At 36.5% G+C, this 26,656-nt stretch carries 30 protein-coding genes and 1 pseudogene; 30 read left to right on the top strand and 1 reads right to left on the bottom strand.

Going from position 1 to position 26,656, the window contains the following annotated elements; translation table 11 throughout:
• The 30 genes and pseudogenes from HMPREF3247_RS02160 to HMPREF3247_RS02015 all read left to right on the top strand — a co-directional run.
• Positions 1-100, top strand: a pseudogene (locus tag HMPREF3247_RS02160) (DUF1381 domain-containing protein); the annotation flags it as partial.
• Complete coding sequence (gene rinB / locus HMPREF3247_RS02155; RefSeq protein WP_000166075.1) at positions 97-270, top strand: transcriptional activator RinB; 174 nt, start codon at positions 97-99, stop codon at positions 268-270. The pseudogene HMPREF3247_RS02160 and the gene rinB, both read left to right, overlap by 4 nt.
• On the top strand, positions 271-672 hold the full coding sequence (locus tag HMPREF3247_RS02150; protein ID WP_070866179.1) for a hypothetical protein: 402 nt from the start codon (positions 271-273) through the stop codon (positions 670-672).
• Positions 673-1,023: 351 nt separating this feature from the next.
• A complete protein-coding gene (locus HMPREF3247_RS02145; RefSeq protein WP_000594085.1) occupies positions 1,024-1,518 on the top strand; it encodes a terminase small subunit in 495 nt (164 codons plus the stop codon).
• The gene (locus HMPREF3247_RS02140) at positions 1,511-2,719 is read left to right on the top strand and encodes a PBSX family phage terminase large subunit (RefSeq protein WP_001807202.1); all 1,209 of its coding nucleotides are present in this window, start codon (positions 1,511-1,513) and stop codon (positions 2,717-2,719) included. Before HMPREF3247_RS02145 ends, HMPREF3247_RS02140 begins: the two co-directional genes overlap by 8 nt.
• Before the next feature lie 13 nt (positions 2,720-2,732).
• On the top strand, positions 2,733-4,151 hold the full coding sequence (locus HMPREF3247_RS02135; RefSeq protein WP_001807199.1) for a phage portal protein: 1,419 nt from the start codon (positions 2,733-2,735) through the stop codon (positions 4,149-4,151).
• A complete protein-coding gene (locus tag HMPREF3247_RS02130; RefSeq protein ID WP_044119665.1) occupies positions 4,090-5,070 on the top strand; it encodes a phage head morphogenesis protein in 981 nt (326 codons plus the stop codon). The genes HMPREF3247_RS02135 and HMPREF3247_RS02130 overlap by 62 nt, the downstream gene beginning before the upstream one ends.
• 97 nt (positions 5,071-5,167) lie before the next feature.
• Entirely contained in the window at positions 5,168-5,764 is a 597-nt protein-coding gene (locus tag HMPREF3247_RS02125) for a phage scaffolding protein (protein WP_048657600.1), read from the top strand.
• 20 nt (positions 5,765-5,784) lie between these two features.
• Positions 5,785-6,609, top strand: coding sequence for a N4-gp56 family major capsid protein (locus tag HMPREF3247_RS02120; protein ID WP_001135533.1), 825 nt, complete (start codon positions 5,785-5,787; stop codon positions 6,607-6,609).
• Positions 6,610-6,625: 16 nt separating this feature from the next.
• A complete protein-coding gene (locus tag HMPREF3247_RS02115) occupies positions 6,626-6,952 on the top strand; it encodes a Rho termination factor N-terminal domain-containing protein (RefSeq protein WP_000278802.1) in 327 nt (108 codons plus the stop codon).
• The gene (locus tag HMPREF3247_RS02110) at positions 6,952-7,266 is read left to right on the top strand and encodes a phage head-tail connector protein (protein ID WP_000338934.1); all 315 of its coding nucleotides are present in this window, start codon (positions 6,952-6,954) and stop codon (positions 7,264-7,266) included. The genes HMPREF3247_RS02115 and HMPREF3247_RS02110 overlap by 1 nt, the downstream gene beginning before the upstream one ends.
• The gene (locus HMPREF3247_RS02105; protein ID WP_000482988.1) at positions 7,259-7,594 is read left to right on the top strand and encodes a phage head closure protein; all 336 of its coding nucleotides are present in this window, start codon (positions 7,259-7,261) and stop codon (positions 7,592-7,594) included. Before HMPREF3247_RS02110 ends, HMPREF3247_RS02105 begins: the two co-directional genes overlap by 8 nt.
• Positions 7,581-7,994, top strand: coding sequence for an HK97-gp10 family putative phage morphogenesis protein (locus tag HMPREF3247_RS02100; RefSeq protein ID WP_001151336.1), 414 nt, complete (start codon positions 7,581-7,583; stop codon positions 7,992-7,994). Before HMPREF3247_RS02105 ends, HMPREF3247_RS02100 begins: the two co-directional genes overlap by 14 nt.
• Positions 7,995-8,006: 12 nt before the next feature.
• Positions 8,007-8,444 (top strand): DUF3168 domain-containing protein, encoded by a 438-nt coding sequence (locus HMPREF3247_RS02095; protein WP_000270194.1) that lies wholly within the window; start codon positions 8,007-8,009, stop codon positions 8,442-8,444.
• Complete coding sequence (locus HMPREF3247_RS02090; RefSeq protein ID WP_000046067.1) at positions 8,431-8,991, top strand: hypothetical protein; 561 nt, start codon at positions 8,431-8,433, stop codon at positions 8,989-8,991. Before HMPREF3247_RS02095 ends, HMPREF3247_RS02090 begins: the two co-directional genes overlap by 14 nt.
• A gap of 61 nt (positions 8,992-9,052) precedes the next feature.
• On the top strand, positions 9,053-9,547 hold the full coding sequence (locus tag HMPREF3247_RS02085) for a tail assembly chaperone (RefSeq protein WP_000141084.1): 495 nt from the start codon (positions 9,053-9,055) through the stop codon (positions 9,545-9,547).
• Positions 9,548-9,567: 20 nt separating this feature from the next.
• Positions 9,568-9,909 carry a hypothetical protein gene (locus tag HMPREF3247_RS02080; RefSeq protein WP_000204079.1) on the top strand — a complete coding sequence of 114 codons (342 nt, stop codon included), beginning with the start codon at positions 9,568-9,570 and terminating at the stop codon, positions 9,907-9,909.
• A gap of 2 nt (positions 9,910-9,911) precedes the next feature.
• Entirely contained in the window at positions 9,912-12,881 is a 2,970-nt protein-coding gene (locus HMPREF3247_RS02075; protein ID WP_000414238.1) for a phage tail protein, read from the top strand.
• 14 nt (positions 12,882-12,895) lie between these two features.
• Positions 12,896-13,831, top strand: a complete 936-nt coding sequence (locus tag HMPREF3247_RS02070; RefSeq protein WP_000560199.1) for a phage tail family protein — start codon at positions 12,896-12,898, stop codon at positions 13,829-13,831.
• 10 nt (positions 13,832-13,841) lie between these two features.
• Positions 13,842-15,728, top strand: a complete 1,887-nt coding sequence (locus HMPREF3247_RS02065; protein WP_001144705.1) for an SGNH/GDSL hydrolase family protein — start codon at positions 13,842-13,844, stop codon at positions 15,726-15,728.
• A gap of 12 nt (positions 15,729-15,740) precedes the next feature.
• Complete coding sequence (locus tag HMPREF3247_RS02060; protein ID WP_070866178.1) at positions 15,741-17,639, top strand: phage baseplate protein; 1,899 nt, start codon at positions 15,741-15,743, stop codon at positions 17,637-17,639.
• Positions 17,639-19,462, top strand: a complete 1,824-nt coding sequence (locus HMPREF3247_RS02055; RefSeq protein WP_000259607.1) for a phage baseplate upper protein — start codon at positions 17,639-17,641, stop codon at positions 19,460-19,462. Before HMPREF3247_RS02060 ends, HMPREF3247_RS02055 begins: the two co-directional genes overlap by 1 nt.
• The gene (locus HMPREF3247_RS02050; RefSeq protein ID WP_000705910.1) at positions 19,462-19,839 is read left to right on the top strand and encodes a DUF2977 domain-containing protein; all 378 of its coding nucleotides are present in this window, start codon (positions 19,462-19,464) and stop codon (positions 19,837-19,839) included. The genes HMPREF3247_RS02055 and HMPREF3247_RS02050 overlap by 1 nt, the downstream gene beginning before the upstream one ends.
• A gap of 3 nt (positions 19,840-19,842) precedes the next feature.
• A complete protein-coding gene (locus HMPREF3247_RS02045) occupies positions 19,843-20,016 on the top strand; it encodes an XkdX family protein (protein WP_000782200.1) in 174 nt (57 codons plus the stop codon).
• A 39-nt stretch (positions 20,017-20,055) separates the two neighbouring features.
• Positions 20,056-20,355 carry a DUF2951 family protein gene (locus HMPREF3247_RS02040; protein WP_025174924.1) on the top strand — a complete coding sequence of 100 codons (300 nt, stop codon included), beginning with the start codon at positions 20,056-20,058 and terminating at the stop codon, positions 20,353-20,355.
• A 136-nt stretch (positions 20,356-20,491) separates the two neighbouring features.
• Entirely contained in the window at positions 20,492-22,366 is a 1,875-nt protein-coding gene (locus HMPREF3247_RS02035) for a glucosaminidase domain-containing protein (RefSeq protein ID WP_021286114.1), read from the top strand.
• A gap of 12 nt (positions 22,367-22,378) precedes the next feature.
• Positions 22,379-23,617, top strand: coding sequence for a BppU family phage baseplate upper protein (locus HMPREF3247_RS02030; protein ID WP_070866177.1), 1,239 nt, complete (start codon positions 22,379-22,381; stop codon positions 23,615-23,617).
• Between the two features lie 5 nt (positions 23,618-23,622).
• On the top strand, positions 23,623-24,018 hold the full coding sequence (locus HMPREF3247_RS02025; RefSeq protein WP_001576757.1) for a hypothetical protein: 396 nt from the start codon (positions 23,623-23,625) through the stop codon (positions 24,016-24,018).
• Between the two features lie 55 nt (positions 24,019-24,073).
• Entirely contained in the window at positions 24,074-24,349 is a 276-nt protein-coding gene (locus HMPREF3247_RS02020) for a phage holin (protein WP_000351119.1), read from the top strand.
• Positions 24,336-25,748, top strand: a complete 1,413-nt coding sequence (locus tag HMPREF3247_RS02015; RefSeq protein ID WP_070866176.1) for an N-acetylmuramoyl-L-alanine amidase — start codon at positions 24,336-24,338, stop codon at positions 25,746-25,748. The genes HMPREF3247_RS02020 and HMPREF3247_RS02015 overlap by 14 nt, the downstream gene beginning before the upstream one ends.
• Positions 25,749-25,807: 59 nt before the next feature.
• On the opposite strand, the gene HMPREF3247_RS02010 is transcribed toward HMPREF3247_RS02015, so the two are convergent.
• Positions 25,808-26,365, bottom strand: a complete 558-nt coding sequence (locus HMPREF3247_RS02010; protein WP_070866175.1) for a DUF4888 domain-containing protein — start codon at positions 26,363-26,365, stop codon at positions 25,808-25,810.
• Between the last annotated feature and the right edge of the window lie 291 nt (positions 26,366-26,656).

The raw sequence follows: 26,656 nt of genomic DNA, 5'->3' as shown, positions 1-26,656 counted from the left end.
TAAAGAAGAAGCGAAAGAGAAGTACGAGGCACAAGTTAAAAGAAATGCAGTTATTAAATTAGGGCAGTTGTTTGAAAATATAAGGGAGTGTGGGAAATGACTAAACAAATACTAAGATTATTATTCTTACTAGCGATGTATGAGCTAGGCAAGTATGTAACTGAGCAAGTATATATTATGATGACGGCTAATGATGATGCAGAGGCGCCGAGTGACTTCGCAAAGTTGAGCGATCAGTCTGATTTGATGAGGGCGGAGGTGTCAGAGTAGATGTATAGCAAAGAGTCAATAGTTAATATGATAGGCACACATAAAATGAAGTGTAATGTGTTAGCTGATGTAATACCGGAATATGATAGCAATTCAATCGCACAATATGGCATACAAGCAGCGTTACCAAAACCACAAGGGGAAAACTCAAGTAAGGTTGAAGACGTTGTTGTGAGGCTTGAGAGAGCAAATAAAAGGTATGCGCAGATGTTAAAAGAGGTTGAGTTTATAAATCAATCACAACAGAGATTAGGGCACGTTGACTTTTGTTTCTTAGAGTTATTGAAGAAAGGTTATAACAGGGACGCAATTATCAAGAAGATGCCTAACTCTAAATTGAATAGAAACAACTTCTTAGCACGCCGTGATGAGTTGGCAGAAAAGATTTATCTACTACAGTGACGAAAATGACAAAAATGACAGAAATGACGAAAATGACACTATTTTTAAACTGTGAATTAATTTTATATAATTGACTTGTAAGAATTATCTTAAGACGTGGGGTAATAGCCACAACAGATGTTCTCATCGATGTGATTGAGAAGTGACAAACATATAAAAGATGATATGTTACGCTATTAATCACTTACTACCTGCCTATATGGTGGGTAGTTTAATTCTTGCAATTTGAGTCATAACTATTTTCCTCCTTTCACATTTATTGAACGTAGCTCCTGCACAAGATGTAGGGGCATTTTTGTATTTAAATAACTAGAGTAATTAACGTAAAGGCGTGTGATACAGTGAAAACAATTGATTAAATTAACACCGAAGCAAGAAAAGTTTGTATTGGGACTCATCGAGGGCAAGAGCCAACGCAAAGCTTATATTGACGCAGGGTATTCGACCAAAGGTAAAAGTGAATCATATATAGACATGCAAGCGAGCACGGTAGCTAAAAATAATAAGGTTTTAATAAGGTACGAAGAACTTCGTCAAGAAGTAGCTGAGCAATCAAAATGGACACGCCAAAAGGCTTTTGAAGAGTATGAGTGGCTAAAGAATACAGCGAAGAACGATATTGAAATAGAGGGAGTGAAGAAAGCGACAGCTGATGCATTCCTCGCTAGTTTGGACGGCATGAATAGAATGACGTTAGGCAATGAAGTTCTGACTAATAAAAAGATTGAAACTGAAATCAAGATGCTTGAGAAAAAAATCGATCAAATGGATAAATCAGAAAATAATTCACAAGAAGCAGAAGTTGCTAAAGCACTTATTAAGTTAGCGGGTGTTAATGATGATTAATGAAATGTTAAACCCGAAACAACAAGAAGTCTGGAACTGCTTCATAAACGATAAACCCAAAGTATTAATAGCGAGTGGTGCGAAGAGGGCAGGTAAAACATATGTATTTATCCTGCTTTTTTTAATGCACATAGCTACTTATAAAGACAAGGGGCTTAACTTCATTATCGGAGGAGCGACACAAGCATCTATCAGACGTAACATACTAGATGATATGGAGTTAATACTAGGTAGAGAGTTGACACTTGATAAATCTAACGCAGTCAAAATATTTGGTAATAAAGTGTATGTATTCGACGGACAAAACTCGGATGCATGGAAAAAAGCACGTGGTTTTACTTCAGCAGGTGCTTTTTTAAACGAGGGGACAGCATTACACAATATGTTTATTAAAGAGGTATTCTCACGTTGTAGTTACAAAGGCGCGAGGATATTAATTGATACCAACCCCGAAAACCCGATGCATCCAGTTAAAAAAGATTACATTGATAAGAGTGGTCAACGGTTATCGAATGGAAGACTAAATATCAAAGCATTCCAATTTACTTTGTTTGACAATACATTTTTAGATGAAGAATATATTGAATCGATTATCGCAAGTACACCAACAGGAATGTTCACAGATCGTGATATTTATGGTAAGTGGGTTTCTGCTGAAGGTGTTGTATATAAAGATTTCAAAGAAAAAGTTCATTACATCAAAGAAGAAGAATTTAAAACTAAACAAATAAAAAGGAAATATGCAGGCGTCGACTGGGGATATGAGCATTATGGTTCTATTATGGTTGTAGCGGAAGACTTTGACGGAAACAAGTACGTAATTGAAGAACACGCACACAGACATAAAGAGATAGATGACTGGGTAGCTATTGCTAAAGGAGTTATAAAAAGGCATGGCGATATTCTTTTTTATTGTGATACAGCTAGACCTGAACATATTGAACGATTTAGAAGAGAGAAGATAAAAGCAAGATATGCTGACAAAGCCGTTATTGCTGGCATTGAAGTTATTTCTAGGTTATTCAAGTTAAATAAAATATTCATTATCAAAGAAAAAGTTAGTTTGTTTAAAGAAGAAATATACAACTACGTTTGGAAAGATAATGCAGACGAACCAGTTAAATTAAACGATGACACATTAGATGCGTTAAGATATGCAGTTTATACAGCTAATAAGCCAAGTGGCACAGGCTTTAATTAAAGGAGGTAATATTTTGTACCCTAGCCAACCAACACAAACAGAAATATTTGATGCTATTGTGAGGACTAACAATAAGCCAGAAACACTAGAAGAAATGATTGTCAGATATATAAAACAACATTTGGAGAAGTTACCTGAAATCTCAATAGGTCAAGAATATTATGAGCAACGCCCTGATATTGTTAAGGAACCCAAGCCGGTTGATGCTACAGGAGCAGTTGACCCATTGAAACCAGATGACAGAATGATTACCAACTTCCATGCTAACCTAGTAGATCAAAAAGTTTCTTATATTGTAGGGAAGCCTATCGCTTTTAAACATACAGATGATGAAGTAGTTAAACGTATTGATGAAGTTTTAGGTAATAGATTTGATGATAAGTTACACAGTGTACTAACAGGAGCTAGCAATAAAGGTATTGAATGGTTGCATCCTTACCTTGATGAAGAGGGAGAATTTAAGCTATTTAGAGTACCGGCGGAACAAGGTATTCCTATATGGACTGATAAAGAGCACGAAGAATTAGAGGCGTTTATCAGGATGTATAAATTGGAAAATGAAACTAAAGTTGAATACTGGGATAAAGTAACTGTTAATTACTACGTTTATGAAAACGGCTCGCTTATTCCGGATTACTCTAACAATTTGGAGAATTCAAAAACGCATTTTAGTACAGGGTCATGGGGTAAGATTCCATTTATTCCATTCAAAAATAACGATTTAGAAATATCAGATATATTTATGTATAAAACATTGATTGATGCTTATAACAGGCGATTATCCGATTTATCCAATACTTTTAAAGATTCAAACGAATTAACGTATGTATTAACGAACTATGATGACCAAGAGTTGCCAGAATTCAAACGGTTACTACGTTATTACGGGGCGATAAAAGTATCGGATAACGGGGGTGTCGACACAATACAGGTAGAAGTACCAGTTGAAAACAGTAAAAAGTATTTAGATGAGTTATATCAAAAAATAATGTTGTTTGGTCAAGCGGTTGACTTTAGTTCTGACAAATTCGGTTCGGCTCCAAGTGGGGTTGCGTTGGAGTTTTTATATACTAACTTAAACTTGAAAGCAGATAAGTTAGCGCGCAAAGCTAAAGTTGCTATACAGGAGTTGCTTTGGTTTGTGTTTGAGCACTTCGATATCAAAGGAGAACATAAAGATGTCGATATTAGTTTCAACTACAACAAAGTAGCGAACACAGAATTACAAGTACAAACAGCTCAACAATCTATGGGAATTGTAAGCCATGAAACAGTATTAGAAAATCACCCGTTTGTCGAAGATTTGCAAGCAGAACTCGAACGAATAGAACAAGAACAAATGGAGTACAACAAGCAACTGCCTAATTTAGATGACGGAGGTGCTGACGGTGCCCAACAACAAGAAAGATCTAACAATAAAGAATCAGAATGATATTGATGAGTATATCGACAGTCTAATCTCTAAAGCTGAGAAGCCTATAGAACAACTATTTGCTAATCGACTTAAAGAGATAAAACAAATCATCGCAGATATGTTTGAGAAGTATCAAAGTGATGATGTGTATGTTACATGGACTGAATTTAATAAATATAACAGGCTCAATAAGGAGTTAACTCGTATAGGTACAATGTTGACTGATGACTATAGGCAAGTAGCTAAGATGGTTCAGAAGTCGCAGGAAGACGCTTATATAGAAAAGTTCCTTATGAGCCTTTATTTATACGAGACGGCAAGTCAAACATCTATGCAATTTGATGTTCCTAGCAAAGAAGTTATCACATCGGCTATTGAACAACCTATTGAGTTCATTCGATTAGTACCGACACTACAGAAGCATCGTGATGAAGTACTGAAAAAGATACGCTTACATATCACACAAGGCATTATGAGCGGAGAGGGCTACTCTAAAATAGCGAAAGCAATCCGTGATGATATTGGTATGTCTAAAGCTCAATCGTTGCGTGTAGCTCGTACAGAAGCGGGCAGAGCGATGTCTCAAGCTGGACTCGATAGTGCATTGGTAGCTCAAAAGAATGGCTTACAGATGTATAAGTATTGGCAAGCTACTAAAGATACACGTACAAGAGACACACACAGACATCTAGACGGTGCTAAGAAGAAAATAGACGAACCGTTCAAGTCGAGCGGTTGCGTTGGACAGGCGCCTAAGTTGTTTGTTGGTGTGAATAGTGCAAAAGAAAACATCAACTGTCGTTGTAAGCTTATGTATTACATTGATGAAGATGATTTGCCTAGTACAACGAGAGTGCGTAAAGATGATGGCACAACCGAAGTAATACCACAAATGACTTATCGTGAGTGGGAGAAATATAAACGTAAAAGAAAGTAGTTTACTACTCGACCTTAGCATGTCGTTAAACTGCTTCTTTTTATACCAAAATTCTTCGTGGCGTTGCACGTAAAACTCGTAAAAAGGAGTAGTTTAAATGGATTTATACACATTGTTAGGACAATTTAAAGACGGAGAAATCGATAAGCAGAAAGTAATTGATGCGATTGACGAATCAAAATCGGGAATGGTACCACGTTCAAGATTGAACGACAAGAATACCGAAATTGAAGAGTTAAAAGAAGAGATTTCTAAACGTGATAAACAAATTGTCAAATTGCAAGACTCTGTTAAAGATGATAGCGAGATTCAAAAAGAACTCGAAGAATTAAAGAATCAAAATTCAGAGTGGGAGACAAAGTATAAAGAAACACAACTTAATAACGCAGTTAAGTTAGCGGTTGCTAAAGAAGCAAATGACGCTAACGACATTCTAGCATTCATCAATAAAGATGAACTGGAATTAGTAGACGACGGCACTGTAAAAGGTTTAGATGGAGCGATTAAAACGCTTAAAGAGTCTAAACCTTATTTATTTGCGTCGTCTAAGCCTGTAGGTAAAACACCACAAGGCGGAGGCAATCCGGACTCAGGTGTAACGAAAGAAAGGTTTGACAACATGAGTGTCGCTGAACGTAACGAATTGTATTTGAACGATCGTGAGACATTCGAAAAATTAGTTAATCAAAATTAAACAAAGAGAGAGGTATAAGTATGCCACAAGGAATTACTAAAACAAGTAATCAAATCATTCCAGAAGTATTAGCGCCTATGATGCAAGCGCAACTCGAAAAGAAATTGCGTTTCGCTTCATTTGCAGAAGTAGATAGCACATTACAAGGACAACCGGGAGACACTTTGACATTCCCAGCATTCGTTTATAGCGGAGATGCACAAGTAGTTGCAGAGGGAGAAAAAATCCCAACTGATATCTTAGAAACTAAAAAACGTGAGGCTAAAATCCGTAAAATTGCTAAAGGTACATCTATCACAGATGAGGCTTTATTAAGTGGTTATGGAGACCCACAAGGCGAACAAGTACGTCAACATGGTTTGGCACACGCTAACAAAGTTGATAATGACGTATTAGAGGCTTTAATGGGAGCTAAACTTACTGTTAATGCGGACATCACTAAATTAAACGGCTTACAATCAGCAATCGACAAATTTAACGATGAAGACTTAGAACCAATGGTTTTATTTATCAATCCACTTGATGCTGGTAAATTACGTGGAGATGCATCAACTAACTTTACGCGTGCAACCGAATTAGGCGATGACATCATCGTTAAAGGTGCGTTTGGCGAAGCTCTAGGCGCTATCATTGTACGTACTAACAAGTTAGAAGCCGGCACAGCTATTCTAGCTAAAAAAGGTGCAGTTAAATTAATCTTGAAACGTGATTTCTTCTTAGAAGTAGCGCGTGACGCATCAACAAAAACAACTGCATTATACAGTGATAAGCACTATGTAGCTTATTTATATGATGAATCTAAAGCAGTGAAAATCACTAAAGGTTCTGGAAGCTTAGAAATGTAATGGGAGGTAGTGACGTATGTATAAAGTAATCGAACGTTTTGAAGATGCACAAGACAACGGACATGAATATCAAGTGGGAGACACTTACCCACGTGATGGATTAGAAGTGTCAGAAGAACGATTCACTGAATTATCTACAACAAACAACCGCCGTAATTTAATCGCTATTAAACTTGTTGAAGACAAGCAAGTAGAACAGTCTGAGGCGAGCGCTGACGAGCAAAAAAGTTTATCTGATATGAAAGTATCAGAATTAAAAGAACTTGCTAAAAAGCGTGAAATTAAAGGGTATAGTGATATGAAAAAAGACGAGCTTATCAAAGTTTTAGAGGGTGTTAAGTAATGGACGCAAAAGACGTCAAAATGATTAATGGACTTTCACTCAATGATTCGTCTAACGATGAGCAAATCGATTATCTTATTGAAGAATATAAAAGTGTTGCAGAAGATTATTGTAATCAGAAGTTTGATGACAAAGAAGTGCCGTCGGGTGTTAAGAAGTTTATTGCTGAATGTATCAAGTTTGGTACAACCGGCAATATCTCAGCACGCACGATGGGCACTGTGAGTTATACCTATGTAACTGACATACCTAGTAGTGCTTATGCATATTTATTACCTTATCGTAAATTAAGCTGGGGCAAGCGATATGTTTAATCCGTTTGATGAGTTTCCGCACACAATTGAAATTGGAGAGGTTGAAGTCGTAGGAACATATCCCAAAGAATACGAGCGTTTTAAAAGTAACGAAACAATTAAAGGGTTTATGGACACACCTACATCAAGTGAGACACTCAAATTTCATCAGATGAGCAAAGACTTTGACCGAAACCTATATACGCCGTACCACATACCAATAACAAACAAAACTTTATTTAATTACGAGGGTAAAACGTACGAAGTTGTAGGCGAACCGGTCGACCAAGGCGGACAACATGAAATCAATTTAACTAGATTGAGGGTGCGACCTATTGGCAAAGGTTAAGTATGGTAATTGGGACTTAGTAAAAGAGTTGGAAAATTACGAGCGAGACATGGAGCGATGGGTCAAACGAGGTATAGCAAAGACAACTGCTAAGATTCACAATACAATCATTTCATTAATGCCAGTTGATACCGGATATCTTAGAGAAAGTGTAACAATGGACTTTAAAGACAGCGGTTTTACTGGTGTTATTAATATTGGTAGTGAATACGCAATATATGTCAATTATGGTACTGGTATATATGCAACAGGTGCTGGAGGTAGTAGAGCCAAAAAGATACCGTGGTCATACAAAGATGCAAACGGTAAGTGGCACACTACTAAAGGACAACATGCTCAACCTTTTTGGGAGCCGGCAATAGACGCTGGACGAGCATTCTTTAATAAGTATTTTTCATGAGGTGGTTAAGATATGTGGGTATCAGTTGAACGGTACTTATTTAACAAAGTATATAACAAATTAAAAAGTAACCTTATTATCCAAAAACAATTGGACGGTAGGGTTTTTGATTGCGTTCAGAAAGACGCTGTTTACCCATATATCGTTGTGGGTGAAACAAACGTCACTAACAAAGAAACGACCACGAGCATGGTCGAAGATGTCGGCATCACGTTGCATGTTTATAGTCAAGCACGTAATAGAGATGAGGCATCACAAATAATTCAATTTTTAGGCTTCGTTTTAAATAACGAAATAGAAATTGATTATTATTCATTCATTAAAAGTCGAATTGATACACAAGAAGTGATTACTGACATAGATCAGTACACTAAACACGGTATCATTCGGCTTGTTTTTAAATACAGACATAACACATTACAAAGGAGTGTAACGAATGGCGCAGGATAAATATATTGTCGCTCTCCAAATCGCTGATAAGGATTTAGCTAAGAAGCTAACTATCGAAGAAGCAACGCTTTTAGGTAGTTTAGCAGAGGGTGGACATACTATCAGTAATGACCTTGCTGAAATCATTCAAGGCGGTAAAAAAGATTATAGCCGTAACTCTGTCGAAGAAGAAATCAAGTTGACGCTTGATGTCGTTCCGGGAGATAAAGGTCAATTAGCATTAAAAGAATCAGTTAAACAATTCAAACAGTTACGTGTTTGGATTTGGGAAACGAAAAAACGCGATGGCAAACATCACGGTGTATTCGCATATGTAGTTATCGAAGAGCACGAATGGTCATTTGATGATGAAGATAACAAAATCGAAATCACAGCGAAAGTTAAGTTCAATAGTGCAGACGGTACAATCAATGATTTACCAAAAGAATGGCTTAACCCTAGCGCATTGGCTCCAGTTGTTGAATTCGAAGACATGAACGCTTATGAAGATAGTTATGAAAACCGAACTAAAAAAACAACTGCTGGCAGTAGCGATTTAAGTATGTAATTAACGAGGGCATTAGCCCTCTATTTTTTTGTACAAAATAACGATAAACGAGGTATTTAATATGACTGAAACAACTTTTAATCCAATTACATCATTAACAATTAACAATGAAGAAGTGAAAGCAAAAGCAACATTTATGTTCGATAAAACCGCTAAAAAGTTTGCAACTGAACAAGAAGATAATAAAGGCAGAAAACAAACGATTTCAGGATTTACTAATGTTTACAATGCTTTATTAGAACGTGACACAGTGGCAATTGTAGACTTTTGGGAATGCGCAACAGCTTATCTAGGTAAAAGTGCACCTAAAAGAGAAGACATTGAAGCGGAAATCATGGAAATCATCGAAAGAGAAAACGACACGTTAAATCTATTACAGGGTGCGTTGGACGTAATGAATAATAGCGGTTTTTTCAAGCAGAAATCACGTCTATTCTGGACACAGATGAACCAAGCGCCATCGTTAGCCAAAGAAGACGAGAAAGAGGGCGCGAAAGCTGGTATCGAGATGATGAAGAACAACTACAAAGAAATCATGACCGTAGCACCTTATTAGACTATTCGGAAATAAGGCAGATGACAAGTCGTTACATAGGTTATATGAGTAATGACGAGCTAATGAGCATGCTACCTGCCGAATGGAATGACTGGATTATTGGCGCTAGACAAGCATTGATTGACCAAAGAGACATTGCGTTGTACGGCGCTCAATATAATGCGGTTGCTCAAGCTGGTAAATCACTAAAACGTTTTGTTAGGCAGAACGAAAGAGAACATTACATTATTCGTGGTCAAGAAGATGAATACGAAAGAATGAAACAGCGTGAGCTAGCTAAAAACAAACGTAAAAGAGAAATACAAAAACAAGGGACTCGCAAGTTCCTTAACAGCTTAAAAACAAGTCATAAAGGAGGTTAGGCATGGAAAAGAATTTTCTGGCTCGTGTTACAGCTATAATCAGTGATTTTAAAAGGAATATTAGAACTGCTCAACGTATGGCTAAAACTGATATACCGGACGAAATCAAGACAGAAGTTACAGCAAACATAAGAGACTACCAAAGAGAGCTAACGCGAGCTAAATCGATGGCTCAACGTTGGCGAGAACATAAAGTTAATATCGATGCAGACGCTAGCAAAGTAAAACAAGTCATATCGTTTGTTAAAGCAGAACTATCGAATATCAGACGTAAAAAAGTTGAAATCGACGGCGACGCAAGCGGATTAAAAAGAAATGTTGCGACTTCTAAAGCGATGTTAGCTGGTTGGCGCAAACACACTGTTAAATTAGATTTTGATACAACCGGAATGTCGAAAATGCAAGTAGCATTGACTGCAGGTAAAAGAGCATTAGATCAGTATCAATCAACAATGGATGGCATCGCATCAAATATTAGAACTTTCGGTACTATCTTTGCGCAACAAGTCAAAGGTTTAATGATTGCTAGTATACAAGCATTAATACCAGTAATTGCTGGATTAGTTCCGGCAATTATGGCAGTACTTAATGCCGTTGGTGTATTAGGTGGTGGTGTTATTGGGCTTGCTGGTGCATTCTCTGTAGCTGGTGTTGGAGCGGTTGGCTTCGGTGCAATGGCTATTACTGCACTAAAAATGGTAAAAGATGGAACGTTAGCAGTAACAAAAGAAGTTCAAAATTTTAGAGATGCGAGCGATCAGTTAAAAACTACATGGCAAGGCATTGTAAAAGAGAATCAAGCAAGTATCTTTAATGCGATGTCAGCGGGTATCAGAGGCGTTACAAGTGCGATGTCTCAATTAAAACCATTCTTATCCGAAGTATCTATGCTGGTTGAAGCAAACGCACGCGAATTTGAGAATTGGGTTAAACATTCCGAAACAGCTAAGAAAGCATTTGAAGCATTGAATAGCATAGGTGGCGCAATCTTCGGAGATTTATTGAACGCTGCAGGACGATTTGGCGACGGATTAGTTAACATTTTCACTCAATTAATGCCGTTGTTCAAATTTGTGTCTCAAGGACTACAGAACATGTCTATAGCTTTCCAAAATTGGGCTAATAGTGTAGCTGGTCAGAATGCTATTAAAGCTTTTATTGATTACACTACAACTAACTTACCTAAGATTGGTCAGATATTTGGCAATGTATTTGCTGGTATTGGTAATTTAATGATTGCTTTTGCTCAAAACAGTTCTAACATTTTTGACTGGTTAGTTAAATTAACTTCTCAATTTAGAGCATGGTCAGAACAAGTAGGACAATCACAAGGGTTCAAAGACTTTATAAGTTACGTTCAAGAGAATGGTCCTACTATTATGCAATTAATCGGTAACATCATAAAAGCATTAGTAGCATTTGGCACTGCAATGGCTCCTATAGCTAGTAAGTTGTTAGATTTCATCACTAATCTAGCTGGATTTATCGCTAAACTATTCGAGACACACCCAGCTATAGCACAAGTTGCTGGCGTTATGGGTATTTTAGGCGGTGTATTTTGGGCTTTAATGGCTCCGATTGTTGCTATAAGTAGTGTGCTTACAAATGTGTTTGGTTTGAGCTTATTTGGCGTCATCAAACAGATTTTAAGTTTTGTTAGAACATCAAGTCTAGTTACTGGAGCTATGCAATTGTTAATGGGTGTTTTCGGTTCGATTTCAGCACCTATTTTAGCGGTAATTGCAGTAATTGGCGCATTTATCGGTGTCCTAGTTTATTTATGGAAAACAAACGAGAATTTCAGAAACACTATTACTGAAGCGTGGAACGGTGTTAAAACGGCGGTTTCTGGTGCGATTCAAGGTGTAGTTGGCTGGTTAACTGAATTGTGGGGCAAAATCCAATCTACCTTACAACCGATAATGCCTATATTACAAGTATTAGGACAAATATTCATGCAAGTTTTAGGTGTTTTGGTAATAGGTATCATCACAAACGTTATGAATATCATACAAGGTTTGTGGACGTTAATTACAATTGCGTTCCAAGCCATAGGAACAGTGATATCCGTGGCAGTCCAAATCATAGTTGGTTTGTTCACTGCTTTAATTCAGTTGCTTACTGGCGACTTCTCGGGTGCTTGGGAGACTATTAAAACTACGGTTACCAATGTACTTGATACGATTTGGCAATACATGCAATCAGTTTGGGAGTCAATCATCGGCTTTTTAACTGGCGTAATGAATCGAACACTTTCTATGTTTGGTACAAGTTGGTCACAGATATGGAGTACAATCACTAATTTTGTTAGCAGTATTTGGAACAGTGTTACAAGTTGGTTTAGTCGTGTTGCTTCGAGTGTGGCCGAAAAAATGGGACAAGCACTAAACTTTATTATCACAAAAGGTTCTGAATGGGTTTCTAATATTTGGAATACTGTTACAAGTTTCGCAAGTAAAGTAGCTGATGGATTTAAAAGAGTTGTCTCAAATGTAGGCGACGGCATGAAAAACGCGCTTGATAAGATTAAAAGCTTTTTCAGCGATTTTTTAAATGCCGGAGCGGAATTAATCGGCAAAGTGGCAGAAGGTGTAGCTAACGCTGCGCACAAAGTAGTAAGCGCGGTAGGCGATGCGATTTCATCAGCGTGGGACTCAGTAACTTCATTCGTAAGTGGACATGGTGGAGGTAGTGGTTTAGGTAAAGGTTTAGCGGTATCACAAGCTAAAGTAATGGCTACTAGCTTCGGTAAAACGTTCACAAGTGAGTTAGGTTCAACGTTGACAGATGGATTCAACGACAGTTTAACACCAAGCGTTGACGGCCATATGACAAATGATGTGCAACATAGCATGAAAGAAAATAACAGACCTATTGTTAATGTAACTGTTAGAAACGAGGGCGATCTAAACATGATTAAATCTCACATTGACGATATGGATGCAAAAGATGGTAGTTTCAACTTAATGTAAGGGAGGTTTGTTTATTGATAGCCCATGATGTAGAAATTATTAAAAATGGTGTGAAGTATCGCGTCAGTGACAATCCTCACACTTACAAACACTTAAGAGTGCTTGATTACAATGTTATCGGTTCGGGTTACAAAAGGAATTATTCGCCTTTAGATGGAGTTGATGGACGTTTTCACAATTACGCTAAAGAAGAATATAAAAAAGTTGAATTAAGATTGAGGTATGAAGTACCTAAGATTGCTTATGCCTCACATCTTAAATCAGACATTCAAACATTGTTTTATGGTCGCTTTTACCTAAGAGAATTGGCGACGCCGGATAACACTATCAAATTTGAAAATATGTTCGAACCATTAGAACAAGAATTTGAATTAGATTATGTTGACGGTAGACAACTATTCGTTGGATTAGTTAGCGAAGTATCTTTTGACACAACTAAGACATCAGGAGAAATCACGTTGACTTTTGAGACGACTGAATTGCCTTTCTTTGAAAGTATTGGCTATAGCACTGATTTAGAAAGTGATAACGATTTAGAAAAATGGTCAGTTCCGGACAGAATAGCACTAAATGAAAATGATAGAAGTAGACAAATGACATTCTATAACACGAGTTCTGGAGATGTCTATTACAACGGAGATGTAGCATTAACACAGTTCAACCAATTCAATGTAGTTGAAATTGAATTAGCCGAAGATGTTAAAGCTGATGATAAAGACGGTTTCACTTTCTATACGGATAAAGGAAACATCTCAGTAATTAAAGATGTCGATTTAAAAGCAGGCGATAAAATCATTTTTGATAACAAGCACACATATAGAGGCAATTTAAATATTGACCTATACAACAAAACGTTAGAACAACCGGTGTTGTATCCCGGTTGGAATCATTTTAAAGCCAACAGACTTATGAAAAAGATAGTCTTTAGACACAAATTATATTACAGATAAGGAGTAGCATATGCCGGTATTATTAAAAAGTTTGCAAGGCGTCGGTCATGCGATTCATGTTAATACAAAATTAAACGAAAAATTGAATGAAGATAGCACGTTAGACATTGATATGATAGAAAATGCCAGCACTTTCGACGCAATCGGCGCTATTACAAAGATGTGGACTATCACAAACGTAAAGGGGGAAGATGACCTCAACGAATATGTAATAGTAATGCTTGATAAATCAACAATCGGAAACAAAATCAAACTTAGTATCAAAGCGAGACAAAAAGAATTAGATGATCTAAACAATTCTAGGATTTACCAAGAATATAACGAAAGTTTCACAGGCGTAGAGTTTTTTAACACTGTATTTAAAGGAACTAGTTATAAGTACGTATTGCACACTAAGGTTGACGCATCAAAGTTCGAGGGATTAGGCAAGGGAGACACAAGACTTGAGATATTCAAAAAAGGACTTGAACGCTATCATCTCGAATATGAGTACGACGCTAAAACAAAAACATTTCACTTGTATGACGAATTATCAAAAGTAGCAAACTACTATATTAAATCAGGTGTAAATGCTGATAACGTCAAAATTCAAGAAGATGCTTCTAAATGCTACACATATATAAGAGGTTATGGCGACTTTGACGGTCAGCAAACTTTTACAGAGGCTGGGTTACAATTCGAATTCACACACCCATTAGCACAACTGATTGGTAAAAGGGAAGCGCCTCCGTTAATAGATGGACGCATAAAAAAAGAAGATGTTTTGAAAAAATCAATGGAGCTAGTGATAAAGAAAAGTGTCACTGCTTCTATTTCTTTGGACTTCGTAGCACAGCCTGAGCATTTTCCAGAGGCTAACCCTAGAATTGGCGATATTGTAAGAGTAGCTGAACCAACTATAGGCTATAACGATTTAGTGAGAATAGTCGAAATCACTACACATAGAGATGCGTACAATAACATTATTAAACAAGATGTAGTATTAGGCGATTTTACAATGCGTGACAGATATAGAAAAGCTATCCATGAAGCTACGAACTATGTTAAGAATGTAAAAACAACTAAGTCAGACCCAGCTAAGTACTTGAGAGAACTAAACGCTAAAGTTAACGCTAGTTTATCTATAAATAATGAATTAGTTAAGCAGAATGAAAAAATAAACGCAAAAGTCGATAAGATGAGTACTAAAACAGTTACAACTGCGAATGGCACGATTATGTACGACTTTACGAGTCAATCAAGTATAAGAAATATCAAATCTATTGGAACGATTGGCGATTCTGTAGCTAGAGGATCGCACGCAAAAACTAATTTCACAGAAATGTTAGGCAAGAAGTTAAAAGCTAAAACGACCAACCTTGCAAGAGGTGGCGCAACAATGGCAACAGTTCCAATAGGTAAAGAAGCGGTAGAAAACAGCATTTATAGACAAGCAGAGCAAATAAGAGGCGACCTAATCATATTACAAGGTACAGATGATGACTGGTTGCATGATTATTGGGCAGGCGTACCGATAGGCACTGATAAAACGGACACTAAAACGTTTTACGGTGCCTTTTGTTCTGCAATTGAAGTTATTAGAAAGAATAATCCGGATTCAAAAATACTAGTGATGACAGCTACAAGACAATGCCCTATGAGTGGTACAACGATACGCCGTAAAGACACAGACAAAAACAAACTAGGGTTAACACTTGAGGACTATGTAAACGCTCAAATATTAGCTTGTAGTGAGTTAGATGTGCCGGTGTTTGACGCATATCACACAGATTACTTTAAGCCATACAATCCAGCTTTTAGGAAAGCGAGCATGGAGGACGGCTTACACCCTAACGAAAAAGGTCACGAGGTTATTATGTACGAGTTAATCAAGGATTATTACAGTTTTTACGACTAAAGGAGGCAACCAATGGCTTACGGATTAATAACAAGTTTGCATTCTATCACTGGCGAAAAAGTAGTTGCTCAGCATGAGTACAACTATCGATTACTTGATAATGGAATGAGTAAACTTGAAAAGATGTTTATATATCATCAAAAAGAAGAAATATATGCGCACACAGCCAACCAAATTAAATATTTGAATGGTAGTGTCTCAGACTTTTTAGCTTATTTAAATGGTCGATTCAGCAACATGGTACTAGGCCATAACGGCGACGGTATCAACGAGGTTAAAGACGCACGTGTTGATAATACAGGATACGCGCACCCAACATTACAAGATCGTTTGTATCATGATTATGCAACGTTAGACGAATTCACTAAAACAGTTAAAAAGTCAGTTGATGATAATTACAAAGAATATAGAGCTACAGAATACCGATTTGAACCAAAAGAGCAAGAACCGGAATTCATCACAGATTTATCGCCATATACAAATGCAGTAATGCAATCATTTTGGGTAGACCCTAGAACGAAAATTATTTATATGACACAAGCTCGTCCAGGCAATCATTACATGTTATCTAGATTGAAGCCTAATGGACAATTTATTGATAGACTGCTTGTTAAAAATGGCGGTCACGGCACACACAACGCCTATAGATATATCGGCAATGAATTGTGGATCTATTCAGCAGTGTTAGACGCTAACAATAACAACAAGTTTGTACGCTTTAAATACAAAAGCGGAGAAATGACGTATGGCAACGAAATGCAAGACGTCATGCCAAACGTATTTAACGATAGATATACGTCAGCAATTTATAATCCTATAGAAAACTTAATGGTTTTTAGACGTGAATATAAAACTTCTGAACAACAAGCTAAGAACGCATTAAATTTTGTTGAAGTAAGAAGTGCTGACGATATTGATAAAGGTATAGACAAAGTACTGTACCAAATGGATATCCCTATGCAATACACATCAGGTACGCAACCTATGCAAGGTATTGCTTATGATGCGGGTATCTTATATTGTTACACTGGCGATTCTAATCCGGCTAATCCTAATTACTTACAAGGCTTTGATATCAAAACGAAAGAATTGTTATTTAAACGTCGTATCGATATAGGCGGTGTGAATAACAACTTTAAAGGAGATTTCCAAGAGGCTGAGGGTCTAGATATGTATTACGATCTAGAAACAGGACGTAAAGCACTTTTAATCGGGGTAACTATTGGACCAGGTAACAACAGACATCACTCAATTTATTCTATCGGCCAAAGAGGTGTTAACCAATTCTTAAAAAACATTGCACCTCAGGTATCGATGACTGATTCAGGTGGGCGTGTTAAACCATTACCAGTGCAAAACCCAGCATATCTAAGTGATGTTACCGAAGTTGGTCATTACTATATCTATACGCAAGACACACAAAATGCGTTAGATTTCCCGTTACCGAAAGCGTTTAGAGATGCAGGTTGGTTCTTTGATGTACTGCCTGGACACTATAATGGTGCTCTAAGACAAGTACTTACCAGAAACAGCACAGGTAGAAATATGCTTAAATTCGAACGTGTCATTGACATTTTCAATAAGAAAAACAACGGAGCATGGAATTTCTGTCCGCAAAACGCCGGTTATTGGGAACATATCCCTAAGAGTATTACAAAATTATCAGATTTAAAAATCGTTGGTTTAGATTTCTATATCACTACTGAAGAATCAAAACGATTTACTGATTTTCCTAAAGACTTTAAAGGTATTGCAGGTTGGATATTAGAAGTAAAATCGAATACACCAGGTAACACAACACAAGTATTAAGACGTAATAACTTCCCGTCTGCACATCAATTTTTAGTTAGAAACTTTGGTACTGGTGGCGTTGGTAAATGGAGTTTATTCGAAGGAAAGGTGGTTGAATAATGGTAGTAGATAATTTTTCGAAAGATGATAACTTAATCGAGTTACAAACAACATCACAATATAATCCGGTTATTGACACAAACATCAGTTTCTATGAATCAGATAGAGGAACTGGTGTTTTAAATTTTGCAGTAACTAAGAATAACAAGCCGTTATCAATCAGTAAACATAATGCGATGACTAGCATTGTGCTTAAGACGGATAACTTCGACGATGAACACGGCGCTTATATTAGTGATGACCTTACAATTGTTGATGCAATTAACGGAAGAATGCAATATGTTATCCCTAACGAGTTTTTAAAATACACTGGACGAGTACATGCGCAAGCATATTTTACTCAAAACGGTAGCAATAACGTAATTGTAGAGCGTCAATTTAGCTTCAATATCCAGAATGATCTAATTAGTAATTTTGACGGTAAAACAAAGCTAGTTTATATCAAATCAATTCAGGACTTAACAGAAAGTGTTAAAGAAGAAGTTGAGGACTTAAAGAAAAGTTTGAGTGATACAAAATCGTTGGTTACTGAAATTGATAGTCGTATTAATCAAGGTATTCAAAGATTAGAAATCAAACAAAATGAAGCGGTACAGATGATTACAACAACACAAGACAAAGCCGTTCAATATATAAATAGCGAGTTCCAGAAAATTGTTGATAAAGAGCAAGCGATTTTTGAACGTGTTAACGAAGTTGAACAACAAATCAATGGCGCTGACCTTGTTAAAGGTAATTCAACAACAAATTGGCAAAAGTCTAAACTTACTGATGATTACGGTAAAGCGATCGAATCATCTGAACAGTCAATAGAAGCTGTTTTAAGACACGCTAACTCATCTATGATTATTCATATTACTAATGCAAAAGATGCGCCAGAAAAGGCGGATATAGGCACGTTAGAGAAGCCCGGACAAGATGGTGTTGATGACGGTTCTTCGTTCGATGAATCAATTTATACATCAAGCAAATCTGGTGTGTTAGTTGTTTATGTTGTTGATAATAATACTGCTCGTGGAACATGGTACCCAGATGATTCAAACGATGAGTACACAAAATACAAAATCTACGGCACGTGGTACCCGTTTTATAAAAAGAATGATGGAAACTTAACTAAGCAATTTGTTGAAGAAATATCTAACAACACACTGAATCAAGCTAAACAGTATGTAGATGGTAAGTTACAAAGTATAAGTTGGCAACAACATAAGTTAACAGAACATAACGGTCAATCAATCCAAAAGAACTTATATAACGCTAAAGGTAATTTAGAAGCATTGGGCGCTGGGAATTATTACGTAACAAGTGTGCCTGATTTACCAGGTATTGTTGAAAGTTACGAAGGCTACTTATCAGTATTTGTTAAAGATGATGCAAATAAGTTATTCAACTTCACACCTTCAAACTCTAAAAAAGTTTATACACGATCAATCACCAATGGTCGATTAGATTCACAATGGGCTACACCTAACGAACATAAAACAGCCGTGTTATTCGACGGTGCTGCAAACGGTGTAGGAACAAGGATTAATTTAACCGAAGCTTATACAAATTATGCAATTCTATTCATAAGCGGTACTTATCCAGGTGGTGTTATTGAAGCATTCAGTTTAACCTCTATACCAAATGCGATTCAATTAAGTAAAACAAATGTAGTTGACTCAGACGGTAACGGTGGTGGTAGTTATGAATGCTTAATAACTAAAGAAAGTGGTACGACGTTAAAAATCGATAACGATGTGTACCTTGATTTAGGCAGTAAAACAGGTTCTGGTGCTAATGCAAACAGAGTTACGATAAATAAAATTGTGGGGTGGAAATAATGAAAATCACAGTAAATGATAAAAACGAAGTTATCGGATACGTTAATACTGGCGGTTTACGCAATAGTTTAGATGTAGACGATAACAATGTGCCTATCAAATTCAAAGAAGAGTTCGAACCTAGAAAGTTCGTTTTCACTAACGGCGAAATTAAATACAATAGCAATTTCGAAAAAGAAGACGTACCGAATGCATCAAACCAACAAAGTGCGTCAGATTTAAGTGATGAGGAACTTCGCGGAATGGTTGCGAGTATGCAAATGCAGGTGGCACAAGTAAACGTATTAACAATGGAATTAGCTCAACAAAACGCTATGTTAACACAACAGTTGACTGAACTGAAAACTAACAAAACAAGTACTGAGGGGGACGTTTAAATAATGAAGATGATTTATCCAACTTTTAAAGACATTAAAACTTTTTATGTTTGGGGTTACTATAAAAACGAGCAAATTAAGTGGTACGTAGACAAGGGTTTAATCGATAAAGAAGAATACGCTTTAATCACTGGAGAAAAATATCCAGAAACAAAAGATGAAAAGTCACAGGTGTAATGCTTGTGGCTTTTTAATTTGAATAAAGTGGGTGGCATAATGTTTGGATTTACCAAACGACATGAACAAGATTGGCGTTTAACGCGATTAGAAGAAAATGATAAGACTATGTTTGAAAAATTCGACAGAATAGAAGATAGTCTTAGAGCGCAAGAAAAGATTTATGACAAATTAGATAGAAATTTTGAAGAATTAAAGCGCGACAAGGTAGAAGAAGAAAAGAATAAAGAAAAGAATGCCAAGAATATTAGAGACATAAAAATGTGGATTCTAGGTTTGATAGGGACTATCTTCAGTACGATTGTCATAGCTTTACTAAGAACTATTTTTGGTATTTAAAGGAGGTGATTACCATGCTTAAAGGGATTTTAGGATATAGCTTCTGGGCGTGCTTCTGGTTTGGTAAATGTAAATAACAGTTAAGAGTCAGTGCTTCGGCACTGGCTTTTTATTTTGATTGAAATGAGGTGCATACATGGGATTACCTAACCCAAAGACTAGAAAGCCTACAGCTAGTGAAGTGGTGGAGTGGGCAAAGTCGAATATTGGTAAGAGGATTAATATAGATAATTATCGGGGCAGTCAATGTTGGGATACACCTAACTTTATTTTTAAAAGATATTGGGGTTTTGTAACATGGGGCAATGCTAAGGATATGGCTAATTACAGATATCCTAAGGGTTTCCGATTCTATCGTTATTCATCTGGATTTGTACCGGAACCTGGAGACATCGCAGTTTGGCACCCTGGCAACGGAATAGGTTCGGACGGACACACCGCAATAGTAGTAGGACCATCTAATAAAAGTTATTTTTATAGCGTTGACCAAAACTGGGTTAATTCTAATAGTTGGACAGGTTCTCCGGGAAGTTTAGTAAGACACCCTTATGTAAGTGTTACAGGCTTTGTCAGGCCTCCATATTCAAAAGATACTAGCAAACCTAGTAGTACTGATACAAGTTCAGCATCAAAAGCCAATGACTCAACAATTACTGGCGAAGCGAAGAAACCGCAATTTAAAGAAGTTAAAACAGTAAAATACACTGCTTACAGCAATGTTTTAGATAAAGAAGAGCATTTCATTGATCATATAGTTGTAATGGGTGATGAACGCTCAGATATTCAAGGATTATATATAAAAGAATCAATGCATATGCGTTCTGTAGACGAACTGTATACGCAAAGAAATAAGTTTATAAGCGATTATGAAATACCGCATTTATATGTCGATAGAGAGGCTACATGGCTTGCTAGACCAACCAATTTTGATGACCCGCGTCACCCTAATTGGCTAGTTATTGAAGTATGTGGTGGTCAAACAGATAGTAAGCGTCAATTCTTAATGAACCAAATACAAGCTTTAATACGGGGTGTATGGTTGTTGTCAGGAACAGATAAAGAATTATCTGAAACGACGTTAAAGGTAGACCCTAATATTTGGCGTAGTATGAAAGATTTAATTAATTACGACTTGATTAAGCAAGGTATACCGGATGACGCAAAGTATGAGCAAGTCAAAAAGAAAATGCTTGAGACGTACATCAAACGAGATATATTGAAACGAGAAAATATTAAAGAAGTAACTACAAAAACAACAATAAGAATTAGTGATAAAACATCGGTTGACAGTGCGTCAACAAGAGGACCCACTGCATCAGACGAAAAACCAAGCATTGTTACTGAAAAAAGTCCGTTCACGTTCCAGCAAGCACTGGATAGACAAATGTCTAGGGGTAACCCGAAAAAATCTCATACATGGGGCTGGGCTAATGCAACACGAGCACAAACGAGCTCAGCAATGAATGTTAAGCGAATATGGGAAAGTAACACACAATGCTATCAAATGCTTAATTTAGGCAAGTATCAAGGCGTTTCAGTTAGTGCGCTTAATAAGATACTCAAAGGGAAAGGAACGCTAGACGGACAAGGCAAAGCATTTGCAGAAGCCTGTAAGAAAAACAACATTAACGAAATCTATTTGATCGCGCACGCTTTCTTAGAAAGTGGATACGGAACAAGTAACTTCGCTAGTGGTAGATACGGTGCATATAATTACTTCGGTATTGGTGCATTCGACAACGACCCTGATTATGCAATGAAATTTGCTAAGAATAAAGGTTGGACAACTCCAGCAAAAGCAATCATGGGCGGTGCTAGCTTCGTAAGAAAGGATTACATCAACAAAGGGCAGAATACACTGTACAGAATCAGATGGAATCCTAAGAATCCAGCTACGCACCAATACGCTACTGCTATAGAGTGGTGCCAACATCAAGCTAGTACAATCGCTAAGCTATATAAACAAATCGGCTTAAAAGGTATCTACTTTATAAGAGATAAATATAAATAAAGAGGTGTATAAATGTACAAAATAAAAGATGTTGAAACGAGAATAAAAAATGATGGTGTTGACTTAGGTGACATTGGCTGTCGATTTTACACTGAAGATGAAAATACAGCATCTATAAGAATAGGTATCAATGACAAACAAGGTCGTATCGATCTAAAAGCACATGGCTTAACACCTAGATTGCATTTGTTTATGGAAGATGGCTCTATATTCAAAAATGAGCCCCTTATTATCGACGATGTTGTAAAAGGGTTCATTACCTACAAGATACCTAAAAAGGTTATCAAACACGCTGGTTATGTTCGTTGTAAGCTGTTTTTAGAGAAAGAAGAAGAAAAAATACATGTCGCGAACTTTTCTTTCAATATCGTTGATAGTGGCATTGAATCTGCTGTAGCAAAAGAAATCGATGTTAAATTGGTAGATGATGCTATTACGAGAATTTTAAAAGATAACGCGACAGATTTATTGAGCAAAGACTTTAAAGAGAAAATAGATAAAGATGTCATTTCTTACATCGAAAAGAATGAAAGTAGATTTAAAGGTGCGAAAGGTGATAAAGGCGAACCAGGACAACCTGGAGCAAAAGGTGAAGCAGGTAAAAAAGGAGAACAAGGCGCACCCGGTAAAAACGGTACTGTAGTATCAATCAATCCTGACACTAAAATGTGGCAAATTGATGGTAAAGATACAGATATCAAAGCAGAACCTGAGTTATTGGACAAAATCAATATCGCAAATGTTGAAGAGTTAGAAAATAAATTGCAAGAAGTTGAAAAAATCAAAGATACAACTCTCAACGACTCTAAAACGTATACGGATTCAAAAATTGCTGAACTAGTTGATAGCGCGCCTGAATCTATGAATACATTAAGAGAATTAGCAGAAGCAATACAAAACAACTCTATTTCAGAAAGTGTATTGCAACAGATTGGCTCAAAAGTTAGTACAGAAGATTTTGAGGGATTCAAGCAATCATTAAACAGTTTGTATGCAGATAAAAATCATAGTCATACAATCAAACAGATTGAAGGATTAGAAAATGCTTTATCAAAAAAATCAGACATAAATCACAGTCATGATGAACGTTATCTTTTATCATCAAATGCTTTTACAAAAGAGGAAGCAGATAAACTTTATCAACCTATCGGTTCTTCGCAGCCGTCACTGAATATTTGGACAGGCAGTGAAACAGAATATAATTATTTGTATCAAAAAGACCCTAATACACTTTATTTAATTAAGGGGTGATTTTTATGGAAGGTAATTTTAAAAATGTAAAGAAGCTTATTTACGAAGGCGAAGAATATACAAAAGTATATGCTGGAAATATCCAAATATGGAAAAAGCCTTCATCTTTTGTAATAAAACCCTTACCTAAAAATAAATATCCGGATAGCATAGAAGATTCAACAGCAAAATGGACAATAAATGGAGTTGAACCTAATAAAAGTTATCAGGTGACAATAGAAAATGTACGTAGCGGTATAATGAGGATTTCGCAAACTAATTTAGGGTCAAGTGAATTAGGAATATCAGGAGTCAATAGCGGAGTTGCAAGTAAAAATATCAACTTTAGTAATCCTTCAGGGATGTTGTATGTCACTATAAGTGATGTTTATTCAGGATCTCCGACATTGACCATTGAATAATTTTAAACGACTAATTTTTTAGTCGTTTTTTATTTTGGATAAAAGGAGCAAACAAATGGATATCGGTACAATCGTAAGAACAATTTTATTAATAGTCGCATGGATCAATCAGTTTTTAGCAATCAAACATATTTCTCCAATCCCAGTTGACGAAGTGTTTATAAGCACAGTCGTTACTGGGATTGTTTCAATTTGGACGTGGTGGAAGAATAACAACTTTACTCACGCATCTAAGAAAGGGCAACAAAAAATTTATGAAGTAAAAGCTGGCATTCAGTCAACTGGTGGCGCACCTAAAGTGAACGGAGATGATAACAATGCCGTCGGTTAGAACATACAGTCAAGCTATTAGCTACCTTAAAAGCCTAGAGGGTAAGGCGTGGAATCCAGACAATGCATTTGGATGTCAATGCTTCGATACTGCCAACCAATATTGGCTTTACTTATTTAATCATAGGTTGAAAGGTGTGGGCGCTGCGGACATTCCTACATGGAATGATTTCACTAACGAAGCAACCGTTTACGAAAATACTGTGTCGTTTCAAGCATTGCCGGGCGACGTCGTTATTTTTAACCGTAATTATGGCGGTGGTTATGGTCATGTAGGTATTGTAATAAGCGCTACGTTAGATTCTATAACTATTTTAGAGCAGAACTGGCTAGGCGGTGCTTACTGGAGCCCACCAGAAGTTACTACAAGACGCACACACGGCTATGATTTTCCTATGTGGTTCATTCGTCCATTCTATGCAAAAGAAACGACTGCTAATAAGCTAAGAAGCGCAGTAATACCAGTTAAACAAGATAAGTTATCAAAAGGCAAAAAAATCATGCTTGTAGCTGGTCATGGTATTGGCGCATACTCTAACGACCCAGGTGCCGTTGCGAATGGAGAAAACGAAAGAGATTTTAACCGTAAAAATATTATCCCTAGAGTGAAAAAGTATCTTGAGTCAGTAGGTAACACAGTATTGTTATACGGTGGCAACTCGATGAATCAAGATTTATATCAAGATACATTGTACGGTCAACGTGTTGGAAACTATAAAGATTATGGCATGTACTGGATTAAAAGCGAAGTCAAACCGGATGCAATCATAGAGTTTCATTTAGATTCTGCTAGCCCACAAGCAAGTGGCGGGCATGTAATCATTAGCGATCGTTTCCCAGCTGATGACATTGACAAGGCATTAAGTAGTGCATTAGATAAAACAGTGGGTAAAATAAGAGGTGTGACACCTAGAGGGGATTTATTGAACGCTAACGTGTCTGCTGATCTTAATCTTAATTATCGTTTAATCGAATTGGGTTTTATCACATCTACGAAAGATTTAAACTACATTAAAAACAATTTAGACAGCTTCACGAAGCGGATTGCTGAAGCCATTAACGGCAGACAAATTGATGCGCCAAGTAGTAAGCCAAGCGCTGACAAAATAACATGGAATTGGAAAGGCGTATTTTATCCTAATCCAGAAAAAGCTATAAGAGTCAGAAAAACAGCTGGATTAACCGGCACAGTCGTTGAAGAAGATTCATGGCTATACACAAAAGATGATTGGGTAAAATTCGACCAAGTCATTAAAAAAGATGGATACTGGTGGATTAGATTCAAATATCAACGTGAGGGCTCTAGTAATAACAATTTCTATTGTGCAGTGTGTAGAATTACTGATAAGGAACAAAAGATTAAAAATGAAAAATATTGGGGCACGATTGAGTGGGCTTAATAGGTTGTACCTATAAAAAGAAAAGAGGTAGGTTATTTTCTTCCTACCTCTAAAAATGATTATCTTTCTATTGTTATATGAGTTATATCTTTAGGACTAATCAGTCTATTTTTTACATTAGAATCTTGATCTCCTACCTTGCCATATACTTTTTCATCAGAAGGATCTTTACTATGGATAGTTACTTTATCACCGACTTTAACAATATGCTTTTCTTTTAATTTATCTACTAATTTTTTCCATGCATCATTTGTCTCTATTGTGTTTCCGTTTGGATTAACTCTTGTAATATCGACACGGTTAACGCTATCAGGACTAACGGTGCTGTTATTAGTATTACTAAGATTATCTAAGTTCGCAGTCCCAGAAATTTCGCTCTCTCCACCGTTTTTTAATTTATATTTTACTTTAATCGTTTCTTTGTCTGTTTTATCAATGATATTTGCGTCTTTTAAAGCGTCTCTTACATTTTTCCACAATTCGCTATCTGTTATTTCAGAAGCTTTTGCAACGTTATTAATACCATTATAATTTGAAGAAGAATGAAAACCTGAACCTACTGTTGTTAAAACTAAAGCACTTGCTATCAATGTTTTTGTTAATAGTTTTTTATTCATTTTATTTTCTCCTATAACTTATTTGCAATCGATTACAAAGTAATTTTAGAATTATTATTTATGTAAATCAATTAAATAATCATTAACAAATCCATAAAATTTTATCATTGAAATATAATAATTTTGAGCTAGAAATATTCGTCATTTATGCTATAATCGTTTTAGACACAGCAATGTGTTCAAATTTTCATCTATTCGTAAGTTAGCCTTCGGGCTGACTTTTTATTTCCATTATTCACATGTTAATCTTGTTGTTGTTTAGGCAGGTACTTCGGTACTTGCCTATTTTTT

This window comes from Staphylococcus sp. HMSC36A10, from assembly GCF_001838845.1.
GTDB classification, from domain to species: Bacteria; Bacillota; Bacilli; order Staphylococcales; family Staphylococcaceae; genus Staphylococcus; species Staphylococcus aureus.
The sequence above is the reverse complement of the archived record's forward strand: the minus strand, read 5'-3'. Positions and strand labels throughout refer to the sequence as shown.